Source organism: Ignavibacteria bacterium (assembly GCA_025612375.1).
Lineage (GTDB): Bacteria > Bacteroidota > Ignavibacteria > Ignavibacteriales > SURF-24 > JAAXKN01.
In genome coordinates this window covers 336,658-353,944 of sequence record JAAXKN010000001.1, presented here as the reverse complement: position 1 = coordinate 353,944, position 17,287 = coordinate 336,658, and the positions used below count along the sequence as shown (strand labels likewise).

Sequence of the window (17,287 nt, the reverse complement as noted above, 5' to 3'; positions counted from 1 at the left end):
AAAATGCGTACAATATTTCACCTGGACTTAGATGCATTCTTCATATCGGTTGAGCGCATACTCGACCCCTCTTTGGAGGCAAAGCCCGTTATCGTTGGCGGCGATCCGCACGGAAGGGGAGTCGTTGCCGCCTGCTCCTATGAGGCAAGGCGCTACGGCCTGCATTCGGCCATGCCTATACGCGATGCATTCAGGCTCTGCCCCCAGGGAATTTACCTCCACGGGCATCACCAGGAGTATACAAATTATTCCAGGGCCGTAAAACGGCTTCTGGAAGGTTATGCGCCCCTTATCGAGCAGGCTTCAGTAGACGAGTTCTATATGGATTTTACCGGATGCAGCGGGACTTTCGGGCCTCCCCTCGTGCTTGCCCGTATGCTTCAGGAGAAGGTCTTAAGTGAGCTTTCGCTCCCGTGCTCAATTGGAATAGGAACCAATAAAACAATTGCCAAGGTTGCCTCGGACTTTATGAAGCCCCGCGGAATTACCTTCGTCGTACCCGGAATGGAGAAGGAATTCTTAAGACGAATGCCCGTCGAGGCTCTGCCCGGGGTCGGAAAGGTCACGCTCAGAGAGCTTAACAGCAAGGGATTTTATAAAGTGGGGGATATTGCAAATCTTTCGGCGGACTACCTGACGACAGCCTTCGGCAAGCACGGGCTTGACCTGTGGAATAAGGCCAACGGAGGGGGGAACGACTGCCTTACGGTTGCATCTGAAAGAAAAAGCATATCAAAGGAAAATACATTCAGTGAGGACGTCTCGGATAAGAAAAGGGTGGAGAAGGTTCTCTTTGACCTCAACGGGCAGATCTGCCAGTCGCTCCGCAATAAGCAGTGGCAGACGTCTACCGTGAGCATTAAGCTCCGCTACTCAGACTTTAATACAGTCGTAAGATCCAAAACAATCATTCCGACCGATGACGACCAGGTGATCTTTAAGACGGCGCTGGACCTTTTTATAAAAGCCTGCCAGAGAAGAGTTGCAGTGCGCCTGATAGGCATTCACTTAAGCAACTTCTGCGAATCTGCCGAACAGGAAAGCCTTTTTGATGCCGATATATCAAGAAGAAAAAGAATGCTCTGTGCTGTTAATGAGCTCAGGGATAAATATGGCTATACGGCCCTTGCCATCGGAAAAAACTGATACGGAAAAACTGATACGGAAAAACTGATACGGAAAAACTGATGTTGTCGCTTCATAATCATTCATATTATTCTATTCTTCAGGGTACAATACCCTTAGACGAGCTTATTGCGCACGCAAAGGCTTCAGGAAGCACCTATGCTGCCCTTGCAGACAGGAATAATATGTACGGGCTCATACAGTTTGCAAAGAAGGCCCTTGCTGAAAACCTTAAGCCGATACTGGGGGCACTCATTGATGATCCGAAGGATCAGGACATCAGTGCGCTCTTTATTGCAAGGAATAATGACGGGTATTCGCAGCTCTGCAGGCTCATTACGGCAAGAAACCTGAAGGAGGACTTCTCTCTTGAGGAGGTATTCAGTACCGACCTCAGGAATCTATACGTCGTCTCGTCTTCCCTGAAGCTCCTTAGCAGGATCAAAGGCTGCGGCTGCTGGAAAGAAAACATCTTTGCTGAACTCATAGTAACCGAAAGGCATAAGAAAAAGACAAGGGCGTTGTACGATTTTGCACGGGCTAACGCCCTTCAGGTTGTGGCCTCACACCCGTCTTATTTCCTGAAGCCGGAGGATTACCTTCTGCACAGGGTGGTTACGGCTATAAGATTAAATTCCACTCTCCATAATCTCCCCGCTGAAAGCCTGGCCGATGAGGAATACTGCATAAAGTCCCCGGAGGAAATGAAACAACTGTGGAAGGCTCTGCCCGAGGCCCTGTGGAACGTTGAGCAGATTGTAAGAGGCTGCAACGTGGAGCTTGAGCTGGGAACCCAGAAATTTCCGGTGTTTTCCCTCCCCCCGGGAGAAACCGCATTCTCATACCTCTGGAAAGTTGCCTTCCGCGGCCTTGAGGAAAAATATAAGCCTATTACGGAAAAAGCCATAAAGAGACTTCAGCATGAACTGGAGGTAATTGAGGAGTTAAACTATGCCGATTACTTCCTCATTATCTGGGACGTAATAAGGGAGGCGCGCAAAAGAGGCATGGTTTCCATCGGGCGCGGCTCTGCTGCCAACAGCCTTGTATCCTATTGCCTGGATTTTACACAGGTGGACCCATTATATCACAACTTTTATTTCGAAAGGTTCTTAAACCGCGGGCGCAAAAGCCCGCCTGACGTGGATCTTGACTTCTCCTGGCAGGAAAGGGACCAGATCGTAAAATATATATACGATAAGTACGGCTACGGCAATGTGGCAATGATTTCCACTACCGTAACCTTCCGCGCCCGCTCTGCCTTCAGGGAAGTAGCCAAGGCCTTCGGCATCTCCGGCGAGGAGATCTCACGCTATAGCAAGTTTATACCATGGACAAGCGCCGGGAACCTCATGAATATTGCAGAGAAGTTCCCTGAAACAAAGTCCCTTGATTTCAACTCTGAACCATGGCGCTCCATAATCCGTATTGCCGTGCGCCTGGCGGATTTCCCCCGGCATCTAAGCGTCCACCCGAGCGGTATCGTTATAACAGCCCGGCCTATTACGAACTATGTGGCGCTTGAATATGCAAAGAACAAGGGGCTGGGACTCATAATTACGCAGCCGGACATGTACTCAATAGATGAGATGGGGCTTGTAAAAATTGACCTCTTAAGCCAGCGCTCACTTGGCGTGCTCAAAGACACACTTTTAAGGATAAACGGCAGCCGCATAGATACCCCCCAGAATGCACCGCGGGTTTTCAGCATAAATCCGCAGAAATAAGGCGTTTTTTAACCTGTAGGCTAAATTCCTACAAAACTTTCAGAAACATACCTATACCCACGGGGACCTAAATAGGCTATTTTGTTACATCTGTTATTGATGCATTTAAGTTTTTGATATTATGAAAAAGGAGCAAAATATGTTGTGGAATTTCTTTATACTATTTTTTCTTTGGCTGATCGGGATGACCAGTTCTTTTACTCTGGGCGGTGCAATCCATTTACTCCTTATACTTGGCGTAATAACTGCCAGCAGGGAATTTATCAGGGGCAGAAAGGAAAAACTCTTCTGAAAATCCTCAGAATAGCCGTATTTAAGAAACCGTTGAGATATGTAAGATGAAAGACACAAAGAGAAAGGGATGAAAACTCTTGAAAGCTACAGATTAAACAGATACGACTCCATAGCCCGGGTTCTGACTGAGAACAGGGCTGTTGTTGCTCACAGCAGGGAACTCTCCTTTTCCACTTCAAAATTATGTAAAATTATAGAAGACATCAGAAGAAAGCAGAAAGAATTCAGTCTTCAGCTCCAGTCAGGGCACCAGAGGGTACTAAAGCTGAAAGATGAACTTACAATGATCCTCTCGGCTGTAGCTATGGCCTTATCGGCATTAGGTAAAGAAACGGAAAACACGGAACTTATGAATGCCTCGAAAATAAGCCGGAAGGAGCTTTTCAGCATGAATGACGATCTGCTGATTGCAAAGGCTTTGTCTATATACAATCTTGCAGAAAGATACTGCAGGGAGCTAAAAGAATACAATATCAGCAGGAACAGCCTTCAGTTCCTGAAAAGCAGGACGGGGGAATTTAGGTATGCCTTAAATGAAAACTGGGCAAAACACTGCTTCCTGAACTATTCCGTCATAAAGCTGGATGAGCTGTTTATGCAGGCTGATGAAGTTCTGGAAAATATAGACGGCTTTGTTGAGGTCTTAAGCACCAGCTATTCGGAGTTCAGCAGGGATTACTTAAATATCCGCTATACAAGTAACAATTAAAATCAGTAACAAACAGGCACTTTCCTCTTAATCCTGAAACTCACTAAAACCGAAACCAAGATAATTCAGCTTTCCGAATCCGCACTGATAGCCTACTTTAATTAAATCGGGATTACCCTTTATTCTAAAGGGCACCATGTTGCCAAGGACAGAAAAATTCTTCTGGTTGGATTCGAGCATGAATTTCGGTTTTAGCTTCTTTGTAGTCTTCTCATTGGCGTAAATGTAGTTCCTGTCCCACTGGAAGAATATGTAATCGTTTGCTGGCAGAGAGTTGTAAATGGATTCGTACTTTCTGCAGAGGTCCTCTTTTATGAGTTTGCTTACCACGCGTATGTCGTCCCTGTAAGTATAGTAAACATTCCTCAGGACGTTTTTAATCATCTTTTTACCGGGCAGCATAAGAGGGGACTTGGGTACAAAGATTATGTCATCCCTGAACACAGGTTCCTGTACTGTTTCAACTCTGCTTATCAGGAAAGTTGTCTGCAGCTGCCCCTTCTGAATTATAATTTCCTTCTCCGGCAGCTTGTCAATAATGTAATTGTTTATATAGTCGTTTAACAGAGGGAAAGAAATACTCAGGTGCGCATTGTTGCTGCGCAGGAAAAGAGTCTCTCTTTTATGGAATACATTCTCAAAATGCAAATTGAAGGTAAAAAGCCCGAACGGTTTATCCGTTGCCCGGTAGCCTTTAGACTGCAGATAGCTCTTAAATTCCGGAGTTTCAAAACCGAGAAGATTAGAAATTTCCCTTGAAACAAGCGCATTATAATTATACGGGAATTCTTTTTCCTTAATGGCCTTCAATTTTAATACTAAACGCATAACCCTCTCATTTTAGCAGAATAAACAGAATTGTAATAACTAAAATATCAAGCTAAAATATTTTACAATTATTATCAACCCATATAAAATATTTGTCCCCGGGCAATTAAGCCCACGCGCACGCGTGCCAGGTAAGAATAAAGGCAAAGAAGAAAACTAAACAGTAAAACGGGTATAGTAAAACTGTTTAATATCTTCTTTGCCTCTGGCTTTAGGACATTGGAAGCAACTTCTTTTTATATACCGGAGCAAGGCTTTCCGTTGTGGAAAGGTGCTCTTTTACGTTCTTGTTAGTTCTTCTGAACTGGGTGAATATGTACTGCGCAGTACGAATGCTCCAGTGATCCGTCTTAGCCAGCTCATTGTATGAAGGAACATAAATATCGTTGTGCTGACTAAAATACTTTCTATAGGAATACAACTCCATGTGTATCCGGATAAAGTACAGTAAGAATACCCATATGAGAAACAGCCAAAACAGTTCCATAGGTAACCTCCCTCCCAAATGATATTTCTTTATCTCTGGCTAATTGATTGGAAAATATTAGCAAAAAAAATATGCCCTCTGAAAAACAACGTAAAATTATTTAACAAAAAATCTGTTGGCGTATAAAATAAAAAAGGTGTAAGAAAATTATAACCTTGTTAAAGGAGTATGTCCCTTTTAATAATTTTCTTCAGCGTGTGATCATTCAATCCTGGGCTTGATAAAGAAGTTATTCTGTGTCTGGTCGTTCACATCGGTATCTAATTATAATATAAAACTAAATTTCATATACGCAAATCAAATAGCAAAAAAAATGGTCACCGGAATAGCTCTTTTTTTTGTGGGTGCGGTACATGAGTTTTGCAAATAATTGTGAGGCTGGGCATTGCTTTTATTTAGGAGAACTGTATGTATAATCTCAGTTGCTTTCGGGAATTGAAAAGTAGAATGTAGAGCCCTTGCCCTGTTCGGAATCCACCCATATCCGGCCCCCGTGATGCTCTACTACCTTCTTGCAGATTGCAAGGCCTATGCCTGTGCCCGGATATTCACTGCGCTCGTGCAGGCGCTGGAAGATGACAAATATTCTTTCATGATAATCGGGCTCAATGCCGATGCCGTTATCCTGGACAGAAAATACCCAGTCCTTATTCTGGAACGAACAGCTGACTTTTACAACAGGATTTTCATGGTTGTGGAATTTAATTGCATTAATGATGAGGTTGGAAAACAGCTGCTCAATCTGCACCGGGTCAGCAGCAATTACAGGCATCTTTCCGAAGCTTACAGTTGCCTGGCTTTCTTCAATAAAGAGCCTCAGGTTTGAGAGGACCTTTTCCATAACCGTCTTAAAATCAACCGGCTCAAAACTTTTTGTCCTGGCCGAAAGCCTTGAATAAAGCAGCAGGTCTCTTATCAGGTGCTGCATACGCATGGCGCCTTCGACAATAAATTCAATAAATTCATCTGCACTTGAATCGAGCCTGTTGCGGTAGCGCCTTGCAAATAGCTGCGTGAAGTTAGAGACCATCCTGAGCGGTTCCTGCAGGTCGTGGCTTGCAACATATGCAAACTGCTCCAGGTCCTTGTTCGAACGCTCGAGCTCGGTTAAGGTCTGCTTTAATTCCTCTTCTGCTTTTTTCCTCTCAGTAATATCCAGCACTGCGCCAAGGACCTCCTCCAGGCCCCCGGCTTCATTTATTACAGGCTTGCTCTTGCAGAGGACATACTTCTGTGTCCCGTCCGGAAGCTGCAGGCGGTATTCTGTTTCATAGGATTTGCCGCCGTCCATAGGGAAGCCAAGGGTCTTTTTGAAAAGCGCCAGGTCTTCTCTTTGTACTTTGCCGGCGATTTCTTCAAGCGCGGGGCTTTCATTTGAAGGCTCCAGTCCGAAAATCCTGAAGAGTTCATCCGAGAAGTTAAGCTTGTTCTCCGGTATATTATACTGATAGCTTCCCAGGTGGGTCAGCCTCTGTGCTTCGGCCAGCAGTTCCTCTTTCTGCCTGAGCGTTATTTCAGTCTGCTTGCGAACAGAGATCTCGTGCATGTTATTGCTGTAGAGCTGAGCATTGAAAATGGCGAGCGCAATTCTGTCGGCTATGTTCTGCAGGAAAAACTGGTCTTCGAGAGTATATGGGTGCCCCGGTTCATCTCTTGAAATATCCATTGTTCCAATGAGCTTGCTTTCCACCCTCAAAGGAACCATTAAGAAACTGAACGTTCTGTAATCTTCTGAATATGGAAAATATTCTTTCTCGCGCGCTGCAATGAGTTTTTCCTTTGTAACGTTCGGAATGAGCACGGGCTTTCCTGTATTAATTACGTAACCGGCAAAGCCTTCGTCTATAGCCTGCGTTTCCGACTCAAATATGTTCCGCAGGAGCCTGACCTTCTCATAGTCGGAATGATAAAATGCAGCGGGTGTAATCCAGTTGTTATCATCCGATGTAAGACGTATGATTGCCGCATCGCCTATTAGTTCTGCAGTATATCTGACTGCAACGTCAAGCACCGCCTGATAATCCAGCGTGACTTCGTTCAGCCTCTGCGAAATACCGGCAAGTGCCTCTGCGCGGTATTTCTGGTTGTAGATCTGATTCTCGGCCTTTTTCCTTTCCGTGATATCGCGTACGACACTGATTATGAGAGTCAGCTTCCCGGCTTCATCATAAATAGGGTTCACGTAATGTTCGGAAATAAAGATCTCCCTGTTTTTCCTCCTCAGATGAAATACAGTTTCATAAAAGCCTTTTGTCTTAAGAGCCTCGTTGGATTCATCGGTGAAGCGGTTATGCATCTCCTCGTTTACATGAAGTATTCTCATGTCCTGTCCGTCAAGTTCGTGCTTTTCATAGCCTAAAATCTTTTCAGCCGCCTTATTGCAGTCGATTATTTTCTGTGTCGCAGGATCGATAAGAAGCACGGCTTCATTAAGGCTTGAAAAAACGCTTTTAAGTATCCTGTTGGACTGTCTGAGTTCTGACTGCGAGCGGATCTGTTCGGAAACGTCGAGCAGGCAGACAATTATTCCGCTTACTTTCCCTCTGTGGCCGAAAAGGGGAATAAGATCCCAGTTCCAGAAATTGGAATCTTTTCTGTTCAGCCCCGGGGCATACAACGGGCGTTCATGTATATAGAGTGGCTTTTTAGCCTTAATTACCTCATTGAAAAGCTTACGGTCCTCTTCGCACCTTACAAAATCAAAATAATTTTTTCCCGTGAATGCCGCGGCCTCACAGGAGAAAATTTCGGCAAAGGCCTTATTTACGTTAATTATTGTAAAGTCATTTTTAAGATAAATAAACAGCAGGTTTGTATTATCGGATATTGTCTGAAGCAGCAGGTTGGTTTCCCTTAACGAACTTTCATTTTTTCTGCTGTAGACGAGATAGAGGACAATTAACCAGATAAGTAAAATTTCTATCCAGCGGCTTACAAGAGCAGTTTCGGACCTGTACTCAGAGCAGGTATAAATATCTGTCAGTATAAGTACTGTGGTTACCGAGGCAAGTGTGTGCGTATATGACCTGGGATATTTCCAGAATATCATCAGTAGTGGAAATATGTACAGCACTCCTACGGAGTAGGGAAGAAGTATGTCCGTTATAAAAATGCATAAAGTCAGAAAAATGGACAAAGCCAGCAAGGAGAGCTTTTTACTATTCTGCTCCATGGTGATCCCTCGTTTTTTAAGCTACGCAATACAGGAGCCTCCTGTTCGTAGTTTTGCTAAAAGTTATGACAATAATTATTTAAAAACAAGGGGGTTAGGCTGATTTGGGCTACAATAGAGGATGTGGTGTCTGAAATTGCGCGAGTCTTTAGGGCTGCTGATAAGTAAAAAGAAAGGCTGGCAGAAAGTAAGGTCATCTTTTTAAGATTTCTTTTTGCCGGCCTTTAACGGATTTGAAAGAATTTTATTTCACAAAGAATTCTATTTCAGGTATCCTCTTGCCTTCATCAGTTCTGCGCAGAGTATTGCGCCTCCGGCAGCACCGCGCACGGTATTGTGCGAAAGAACGACAAACTTATAATCGAAGAGGCTGCATTTTCTGAGGCGTCCGATGGAAACTGCCATTGCCTTGTCTATATTTCTGTGCAGGCGCGGCTGCGGGTATTTGTCCTCTGTAAAATAATAGATCGGGTTTATGGGCGCCAGCGGGAGATCTAATTCCTGGGGTTCGCTATGGAAGGCTTTCCAGCATTCAATAATTTCTTCGGCTGAAGCTTTCTTCTTCAGGTTTACCTGTACTGTTTCCATATGCCCGTCAAGAACGGCAACGCGGTTTGTCTGCGCGCTAATTTTTATATCCAGGTCCTTAACCGAGCTGTCCTGCAGGCTTCCCAGGATTTTTAGCGGCTCCGACTCCAGTTTTGCCTCCTCACCGCTGATGAAGGGAACTACATTGTCCAGTATGTCCAGGCTGGATACGCCGGGGTAGCCTGCTCCCGAAAGTGCCTGCATAGTAACAACATTTACAGCCTCAAGCCCGAAATTATCCACAAGGGGTTTTAATGCAATAACCATACCGATAGTGGAGCAGTTGGGGTTTGTTACAATTGCACCCTCGCCGTACTTCTGGCACTTTATGAGTTCCAGGTGGCCCGGGTTGACTTCCGGTATGAGGAGCGGAACGTCAGGGTCCATGCGGTGATTCTTTGAATTGGAAACTACAATGTAGCCCTTTTGGGCTAAATCGCTTTCTATGTGCCCGGCAACCGAAGAGTCAAGAGCCGAGAAAAGAAGGCGGCTTTCCAGACCGGGTTCACACTTTTTTACCTCCAGATCCGCAACGCCCTCAGGTATCGGGCTTGGAAGTATCCAGTTTACCGCGTCCTTGTATTTTTTTCCCGCCGAGCGGTCGGAAGCGGCAACTTCCACAAGGTTAAAATAAGGATGATTTTCCAGCAGCTGAATGAATTTTTGTCCCACGCTGCCCGTAGCGCCAAGAACACCAACGTTAATTTTATCTTTTTTTACCAACTTAAACCTCTTGTAATATGTCGATTAAAATTTCAATACCGGTCCCGATAACAGAATCCTCAGGCAAAAACCTGGGGGTATGAAGACCGTACCTGTTATCCCTGTAAGTCCCGAGCCAGAACATAAAAGAAGGGTAGAGGTGTGAAAAGAAACCAAAGTCCTCTCCCGTCATTTTATATCCGCAGTCAATAAATTTATGCTTTTGTGAAAGCTTTTCAGACAGTCTGCTGAAAAGCTCCTTATCTACAACAACTTCGCTATAGAGCGAACCCTCATCAATTGAATAAGTCACGCCTGTTTTCTTTTTTATCTCTTCAAGAGTTGAGATGATTTTCCTGAAAAACTCCACATTCTTCCTGCTGTCAAGGGCCCTTATAGTGCACTCGGCTTTTGTGAAAGAGGGGATTATGTTTCTTGCCGTACCGGATTCAACTCTTCCGTAGCCGAAGATAATCTTTTCTTCTGAACGCCTGAGTTCACTTTGAATTTCGTCAAGAAACATTCTTAAGGCGTCAAAGGAATTTATCCCGTTTTCGGGGAATGCCACGTGGGCGCTTTTGCCGTGAATGACCAGGTCAAGTTCATAGGCTGATGCAAAAAGAACGCCTGAAGTGGATGCTATTGTTCCCAAAGAGTATTCATCTGTTACATGGAGGGCAAAAGCCTTGCTTATATTAAACCTGCCGAGTATGCCCGAGTCAATAACTTTCTTTGCCCCGCCGCCTCCTTCTTCACCCGGCTGAAAGAGGAAGATCATGTTCCTTTTTGGCTTTACCCCGGCAACGTGCCTGATAAAGCCGTAGAGTATGGATGAATGTACATCGTGGCCGCAGGCATGCATGAAATTGTTTCTTGACTGGAATTCCACCCCGGTGTCTTCCTTAATCGGAAGCGCGTCAATGTCAGCCCTGAACAAGAGGTAATCGCCGTCATTGACCGTGTACTCGACAACAAGCCCTGTTGCAAGCGGCTGATGTATGACCATATTGTCCAGTTCCTGCAGGTTATGCTTTAATATATTTGTGGTCTCAAACTCCCTGAACATCAGTTCCGGTGTCTCGTGCAGAACGTGGCGCATTTCAATTGGCGTTAACATTTTTAATCCTTCAATATTAATCCTCACTGTGTGAGGGTATGCTATAACTTAAACTCCTTTACCAGCGCATCAACTGCAGCCTGCTTGTACTCTTCGCCTATCAGGCCGGAGATGGCTATTTCCGAGGTGGTGACGAGTTTTATGGGCACATTCTGAAGAGCCTTAAAAAAGCTTGAGGCCACACCGATTCCCGAGCGCATTCCTATTCCCACGATTGATACTTTTATATTTCCCGTATGATACTCAACATCCCAGTCCTTCAGATCCGAGAGAACTTTACTCAGGGCCGCCTGAAGATGTTTTTTCTTGCTCTCAACAATTGTAAAAGAAACCACCAGGTGCGCCTCGGAATTAATTATCGAAATCATATCGACGTTCAGGGCTTCCAGGGCAACTTTTTCAAATATTCTCCTTACCAGTGAATAGTCCACCGGCAGGTGCTTTATGAAAACCTGTGTCTGGTTTTCCATCAGGCTGCATCCTGTGACTACAGGCTGTTCAATAATTATATTTTCGTTTGCCACAAAGCTTCCCTCCTCATCGGAAAAAGTTGATCCGCAGTAAATCTTAATGTTAAATTTCTTTGCAATCTCTACAGAGCGGCTGTGGAGAACCTTGGCTCCAAGGCTTGCCATTTCCAGCATTTCGTCATACGAAATATACTTAATTTTTCTTGCACCCGCGTGCAGCCTTGGGTCAATTGTATAAATTCCTGCCACGTCGCTGTAGATCTCGCAGTCGACTCCAAGAGCTGCAGCCAGAGCGACGGCTGAGGTATCAGAGCCCCCGCGTCCCAGCGTGGTTATTTCTCCTTCTTCTGTAATCCCCTGGAACCCCGTTACAACAAGAGCGTCCAGTTCCTCCATCAGTTTTAGTATCTTCTTTTTGTCGAAGCTTACAATCTTGGCCTCATTGTATCTTGCCGTGGTCCTGATCCCGGCCTGAAAACCGTTCAGGGATTTACTTTTGAGCCCCTTGCTTTGAAGCGCCATGGCCACCAGGCTGGCCGAGACCTGCTCGCCTGTGGTTAAAAGCATGTCAAGCTCCCTGGGGTCCGGAGTGACTGAAACCTCACGTGCCAGTCTGATCAGGTTATCCGTACTTTTGCCCATGGCAGAGACTACAAGGATTACCTTGCTCCCTGAGCTTACCTTTTGAGCTATCTTTTCTGCAATTTTCAGTATCTTTTCTGAACTTGCAACCGAGCTTCCGCCATATTTCTGGACAGTTATGTTCAAATATCTTCCTTCTGGTTTCTTTATGCTACAGCTTCCTTAAGGCATCAATTAAGATAGTCTTTGACCTTGTTTTTTCGTCCACCTTTTTTACTACTTTGGCCGGTATGCCTGCAACGACGCTGTTTTCCTCCACGTCTGAAATTACAACAGATCCGGCTGCAATAACGGCACCTTTGCCAACCTTTATGCCTTCGAGCACCACGGCATTTGCGCCTATTACAACGTTATCGCCTATTACTACAGGATTTGCGTTTGGGGGTTCTATTACACCGGCTATTACGGCGCCGGCGCCTATATGGCAGTCGCTTCCAATAACGGCCCTTCCGCCAATTACGGTATTCATGTCTATCATGGTACGTTCACCAATAACAGCCCCTATATTTATTACTGCACCCATCATTATAACGCAGTTGCTGCCGATTTCAACCATGTCCCTTATAACAGCTCCGGGTTCAATCCTTGCATTGTACTTTGTAAGGCTGGCCAGGGGAATTGCCGAATTCCTCCTGTCGGCTTCAGCTCTAAAGCTTTTTATAAATTCCTTGTTCTTATTATAAAACCCGTCAAAAGCGTTGTATTCGCAGATCAATAGGCCGAAATCTTTTCCCCCTGTGAACTCAAATCCTGTAAAGTCAATTTTCTCCAGGTCTCCTGAAAGAAAAACCTTCAGGGGAGTTACCCTGGGTGAGGAGGCAATAAAGTTAATTATTTCATATGAATCCATCTCTGAAATCTTTCCTAGCTGTTTTGAAAAAGCACATCCTTAAAACTATAAAGCCCGAATTTTTTCTGTGTAATAAAGTTTACGGCCTTAAGAACTCCTTCGGCAAAAGTCCTTCGGCTTGTGGCGCTGTGCGTCAGGGTCAGTACCTCTCCAAGCCCGCCGAAGGAGATTGTATGTTCGCCTGCAACGTTACCAATTCTGAGAGAATGGATATTAACGCTTTTGCCTGCGGCATTTCTTATCATCAGCGCCGTACCCGACGGCTTGTCTTTCTTAAAGCGGTGATGAGTTTCCGAGATCTCAATGTCCCAGTCATCCAGGTTGTCACTTAAAAATTCCACACACTTTAAGAGCATCTGTATCCCGACTGAATAGTTATAGCTCAGTACTATCGGGATATCCTGGCTTGCCTCATTTATGAGGCTTAGCTGCTCGTCGCTGTAGCCTGTAGTTCCAATTACTATGGCTGTTTTCATCTCGCGCGCCAGTTCCAGTGTCTTCTCCAGCGTGTCGGGGGAAGAAAAGTCAATCAGGACTTCCGGCGTTCCTTCTTTTTTTATCCCGTTTTTATCGTACTTCAGTACAGCCTTATTTCCGGCTTCAGTCATAACGCTTTCAATCTCAAAGCCCATCCTGCCGGAGGCGCCGATTAAACCATAATTTATACTGCCCATTTTTTCCTCTGCCAGAGCGTTGTTATGTAGAGCGTTCATACGTCTAATGTTTAACGGCCTTCATTAAAATTTCCGAGGTCTTCTCCGAAGCCCGGGTTAAGGGAAGCCTTAATACATTTTTACAATATCCCAGCAGGCTTACTGCATACTTTACCGGGATAGGGTTTGTTTCAACAAACAGGTCGTTCATTATTCCCAGATACTTTTCATTGATATCGCGGGCTTGTTCCCAGTCATTTTGCAAAATGGCATTTGTAAGGCTTACCATCTCCCGCGGGAAGACGTTCGAGAATACGGAGATGACGCCTCTGCCTCCGAGGGCCATGACAGGTATTGTCTGGTCGTCGTTTCCCGAAAAAACCATAAAGTCTTTGGGCTTCATAGCCATAAGCCTGGCAACCTGCGAAATATCGCCGCTGGCTTCCTTGACGCCTGTTACGTTCGGGCAGGCCTCATGAATCTTAAGCACTGTTTCCGGCAGCATGTTCATGGCAGTCCTGCTGGGAACGTTGTAGAGAATAATAGGCAGCCTGGTTTTTTCTGCAATAAACCTGTAATGTTCAACGAGGCCTGTCTGTGTGCCTTTATTATAGTATGGGTTTACTATCAGAAGGCCGTCGGCCTTCAATTCTTCAGCCGTTTTATTATGCTCTACAACTTTCCTTGTATCGTTCGTCCCGGTACCTATAATAACGGGTACCTGGCGGCTGACTTCCACGGTAACTGTCTCAATAATTTTTCTTCTTTCCTCATCGCTGATCGTAGCTGCTTCGCCGGTTGTTCCAAGCACAACCAGTGAATTGATCCCGCTCTCGAGCTGAAAGCGGACGAATCTCTTGAGAGCTGCATAATCAACTTCAAACGACTCATCAAAAGGCGTAATCAGAGCTGTACCCGTTCCTTTGAACATATATTCCCCTGAATATAAATTTTATAGAAAAACAGTTAAGCCGAAAATGAGATTATTACAATTCGCAAATATAACATAATAATATTAACTAATAAACACCGAAAGTCCGGTTTTGTAACCCGGAGGCCCGTTTCTCAAAAGTTATTTAGCTAAAAATGGCAAAATGCCTCTAAAGTTTCAGCCTTTCCTCCTCCTGAAGCTCAACATTGATGGCTACGCCGGCTCTTGCCCCTTCAGCTGCGGCCACGACAACAAACTTTACGTCCTTTGTTATGTCTCCCGCAGCAAAGATCCCTTTTATATTTGTCTGCTGTTTTTTGTTTGTCGGGATAAATCCCTTGTCGTTAAATTGGCATCCGAGGCGTTCTGCAAGGTCGGACTTCTGTTTCTGCCCGGTGGAGAAGAAAAGAGCGTCGCGTTCAACCGATGAGCCGTTCTTAAAAACAATCCTTTGCAGGAGACCATGCCGCCCTTCCAGGCGGGCAATTTCCCCGGTATAGACTTTAATGTTGTGGAGTTCAAGAATTTTCCTGTCCTCTGAGGTCAGCCTTGCAAGTCCGCCCGAACAAAGAATGACGTCGTGGCTCCAGGTCTTTAATGACATGGACAGTGCAAGTGCAGCCTTACCCCTGGCGAAGACGGCAAGCCTCTTGTCGCGTACCTCCCAGCCGTCGCAGTACGGGCAGTGAAAGACGCTTGATCCGTAAAGCTCATCAATTCCATCAATCTGCGGAATGTTGTCTTTGATCCCGGTGGCAAGAAGGATCTTTTTTGAATAGTATTTTTCCCCCTCAGAGCCTTTTACCTCAAAGCCGCGCCCAAGCGGAATGATCTCTGAGACTTCCATCTGATGCTTTTCAACTTCGTACTCTTTGAGTTCTTCACTTCCCAGGCGCAGGAATTCAAGGGGCTTGATCCCGTCACGCGTGAGATATCCGTGCATCAGTTTGGCTTTTATGTTACGCGGCTTTCCGCTGTCCAGAATAAGAACGCGCCTTCGGCTTCGCCCCAGAATGACTGCTGCATTCAGCCCGGCCGGCCCTCCTCCTATTATAATCACGTCATAGTTGTTGTTCATCTCTTCATAAACCGGATCTTCTTTGAGAAAATGGTTTGTATTTATTTGTAAAGATTTATCGGCTGAATGTCAACGAAGGAATTCTTGCTATAAACCGGCTTTCCTTTGCAGGGGACAAAGGCAGCATTTTTGTTTTAACCGTGTAATATGACCTGGAGCAATTTATAAGGGAAGAATTTTCCCAGGATTATATTATCTTATTGTATAGCTAAAGTTTGTAAGACATAATTAGAGGCAAAAATGAACCTGGCAATACTGGCTGCTGGCGAGAGTTCGCGCCTGAAGGCCGAGGGCTTAAAGACCGCGAAGGCCATGATAAGCATTAATGGGGAGACGATAATTGAAAGAATAATAAGGCTTTCTGTATTAAATGGTGTAAGTTCAATATACTGCATTATAAATGAAGATGAACCGGCCTTAAGGGAATTCTTTATTTCGGGGGACTTTCAGGTCCCGGTTAAACTTGTCATTAAGACCACAGAAAGCTCCATGCACAGCCTCTTTAGCCTTGCGCCTTATCTTTCGGAGGAGCCGTTTCTTCTTACAACCTGCGATTCAGTTTTCGATGCTTCGGAATTTTCAAAATTTGTATCCTCAATAAAAGAGGGCCTGGACTGTCAGGGTGTGCTTGCAGTTACACAATATATTGACGACGAAAAACCCTTATGCGTTGAAATGGACGGGGAGTATGGCATTACTTCTTTCAGCGACAGCCGGCAGGGCTATAATTGGGCTACAGGCGGAATATACTACTTCTCTCCCGGAATTTTTGAAATGATCAAGTCAGCCCATGAGCTTAAAATCTCCCGCCTCAGAAACTTTCTCAGGCTTCTTCTTAATAACGGCTATAAACTGAAAGGGTATCCTTTCTCCAAAATAATAGATATTGACCACATGAGCGACATAAAAGCAGCAGGGGAATTCCTCTTCTCCATGAGCACTTAATGGAGATGACCCGGATTCAGAACGTATAGTATTGAAATAGTAGCAGAAAATGGGTATATAATTTAATAGGTACAAAGCCTGACCTTTGTCCTTTGAAACACCTTCCTAAAATTATGGAGCCAGGACATGAAGATAAAATTTGCAGGCATCCGGCGGAAAACAGAATTTTCTCCGAATCATGAGGTTAATGATCTGGCAATTATTAATTGCACGGCTGAAAATTTAAGAAAAATGGGAGCAGATGTTACATTATATGACGAGGACACGATTGGCCCGGATATAATAAAAGAAGACATCATTTTTTCAATGGTCCAGGGCCCGAAGGGGATACAGGAGCTCTTCAGGATTTCGGAGCGTGGTCCCCTGATCATTAATTCCCCGGAGAGCGTTTACTCCTGCTACCGGTTCAATATGCTCCGGATGCTTTCAAACGGGGGGATACCTACTCCCAAGAGCATACTTACTTCCACCGGGATCAGCCTTAACGGCCAGATAAATGAATTTTCTTCGGAAAGGCTCTGGATTAAAAGAGGGGACGTCCATGCCGTAAGAAAAGAAGACGTGATTTCTGTAGCGGCCGACCGAGAGGAAATTACATCCATGCTGGAGGAATTTCACAGGCGCAAGGTAGACAGGGTCATTCTCCAGGAGCACATCCCGGGTGATACGGTTAAATTCTACGCGGTCAGGGAAACGGGATTTTTTTACTGGTATTACCTCGCCAACAATTTCAGCATATGCTTTGATGAAAAATCCCTCCGGCAGCTTTCTGAAGCTTCGGCAGAAATTCTTGGACTGTATGTCTACGGCGGGGATGCTATTATTACAAGTGACGGCTCCATAATAATCATAGATATTAACGACTGGCCCAGCTTTGCCCCAATCAGGGAAGAGGCCGGTTACCATATTTCAAACTTACTATTAGCTAAAGGGAGGGAATTTGTTAACAGCAGACTTTAAACCCAAATA

16 protein-coding genes are annotated in these 17,287 nt (G+C 45.0%); 6 read left to right on the top strand and 10 right to left on the bottom strand.

Annotated elements, in window-relative coordinates:
• The first annotated feature begins 3 nt into the window (after positions 1-3).
• The 4 genes from dinB to HF312_01440 all read left to right on the top strand — a co-directional run bounded on the left by dinB (position 4) and on the right by HF312_01440 (position 3,855).
• Positions 4-1,146: a DNA polymerase IV gene (dinB, locus tag HF312_01455; GenBank protein MCU7518849.1), complete on the top strand. Its 1,143-nt coding sequence runs from the start codon at positions 4-6 to the stop codon at positions 1,144-1,146.
• 41 nt (positions 1,147-1,187) lie between these two features.
• Complete coding sequence (locus HF312_01450; GenBank protein MCU7518848.1) at positions 1,188-2,852, top strand: DNA polymerase III subunit alpha; 1,665 nt, start codon at positions 1,188-1,190, stop codon at positions 2,850-2,852.
• Positions 2,853-2,991: 139 nt separating this feature from the next.
• Positions 2,992-3,144 (top strand): lmo0937 family membrane protein, encoded by a 153-nt coding sequence (locus tag HF312_01445; GenBank protein MCU7518847.1) that lies wholly within the window; start codon positions 2,992-2,994, stop codon positions 3,142-3,144.
• A gap of 69 nt (positions 3,145-3,213) precedes the next feature.
• Positions 3,214-3,855: a hypothetical protein gene (locus HF312_01440; protein MCU7518846.1), complete on the top strand. Its 642-nt coding sequence runs from the start codon at positions 3,214-3,216 to the stop codon at positions 3,853-3,855.
• A gap of 27 nt (positions 3,856-3,882) precedes the next feature.
• Here the strand turns inward: HF312_01440 and cas6 are convergent, their stop codons facing one another.
• From cas6 to HF312_01390, 10 genes are all read right to left on the bottom strand, one after another.
• Positions 3,883-4,683, bottom strand: a complete 801-nt coding sequence (gene cas6, locus HF312_01435; GenBank protein ID MCU7518845.1) for a CRISPR-associated endoribonuclease Cas6 — start codon at positions 4,681-4,683, stop codon at positions 3,883-3,885.
• Positions 4,684-4,894: 211 nt separating this feature from the next.
• Complete coding sequence (locus tag HF312_01430; protein MCU7518844.1) at positions 4,895-5,170, bottom strand: hypothetical protein; 276 nt, start codon at positions 5,168-5,170, stop codon at positions 4,895-4,897.
• A 418-nt stretch (positions 5,171-5,588) separates the two neighbouring features.
• Entirely contained in the window at positions 5,589-8,342 is a 2,754-nt protein-coding gene (locus tag HF312_01425) for a PAS domain S-box protein (protein MCU7518843.1), read from the bottom strand.
• 261 nt (positions 8,343-8,603) lie between these two features.
• Positions 8,604-9,653 (bottom strand): aspartate-semialdehyde dehydrogenase, encoded by a 1,050-nt coding sequence (gene asd / locus HF312_01420; protein MCU7518842.1) that lies wholly within the window; start codon positions 9,651-9,653, stop codon positions 8,604-8,606.
• A 1-nt stretch (position 9,654) separates the two neighbouring features.
• The gene (locus tag HF312_01415) at positions 9,655-10,749 is read right to left on the bottom strand and encodes an N-acetyldiaminopimelate deacetylase (GenBank protein MCU7518841.1); all 1,095 of its coding nucleotides are present in this window, start codon (positions 10,747-10,749) and stop codon (positions 9,655-9,657) included.
• 41 nt (positions 10,750-10,790) lie between these two features.
• Positions 10,791-11,987, bottom strand: coding sequence for an aspartate kinase (locus HF312_01410; GenBank protein MCU7518840.1), 1,197 nt, complete (start codon positions 11,985-11,987; stop codon positions 10,791-10,793).
• Positions 11,988-12,012: 25 nt separating this feature from the next.
• The gene (dapD, locus tag HF312_01405; GenBank protein MCU7518839.1) at positions 12,013-12,711 is read right to left on the bottom strand and encodes a 2,3,4,5-tetrahydropyridine-2,6-dicarboxylate N-acetyltransferase; all 699 of its coding nucleotides are present in this window, start codon (positions 12,709-12,711) and stop codon (positions 12,013-12,015) included.
• A 14-nt stretch (positions 12,712-12,725) separates the two neighbouring features.
• The gene (locus tag HF312_01400) at positions 12,726-13,385 is read right to left on the bottom strand and encodes a 4-hydroxy-tetrahydrodipicolinate reductase (GenBank protein ID MCU7518838.1); all 660 of its coding nucleotides are present in this window, start codon (positions 13,383-13,385) and stop codon (positions 12,726-12,728) included.
• Positions 13,386-13,428: 43 nt separating this feature from the next.
• Positions 13,429-14,295, bottom strand: coding sequence for a 4-hydroxy-tetrahydrodipicolinate synthase (locus HF312_01395; protein ID MCU7518837.1), 867 nt, complete (start codon positions 14,293-14,295; stop codon positions 13,429-13,431).
• Positions 14,296-14,464: 169 nt separating this feature from the next.
• Complete coding sequence (locus HF312_01390) at positions 14,465-15,373, bottom strand: NAD(P)/FAD-dependent oxidoreductase (GenBank protein MCU7518836.1); 909 nt, start codon at positions 15,371-15,373, stop codon at positions 14,465-14,467.
• Between the two features lie 240 nt (positions 15,374-15,613).
• Here HF312_01390 and HF312_01385 point away from each other — a divergent pair, with 240 nt between their 5' ends.
• On the top strand, positions 15,614-16,318 hold the full coding sequence (locus tag HF312_01385) for an NTP transferase domain-containing protein (GenBank protein MCU7518835.1): 705 nt from the start codon (positions 15,614-15,616) through the stop codon (positions 16,316-16,318).
• A gap of 126 nt (positions 16,319-16,444) precedes the next feature.
• Positions 16,445-17,278 carry a hypothetical protein gene (locus HF312_01380; protein MCU7518834.1) on the top strand — a complete coding sequence of 278 codons (834 nt, stop codon included), beginning with the start codon at positions 16,445-16,447 and terminating at the stop codon, positions 17,276-17,278.
• Positions 17,279-17,287: the final 9 nt, after the last annotated feature.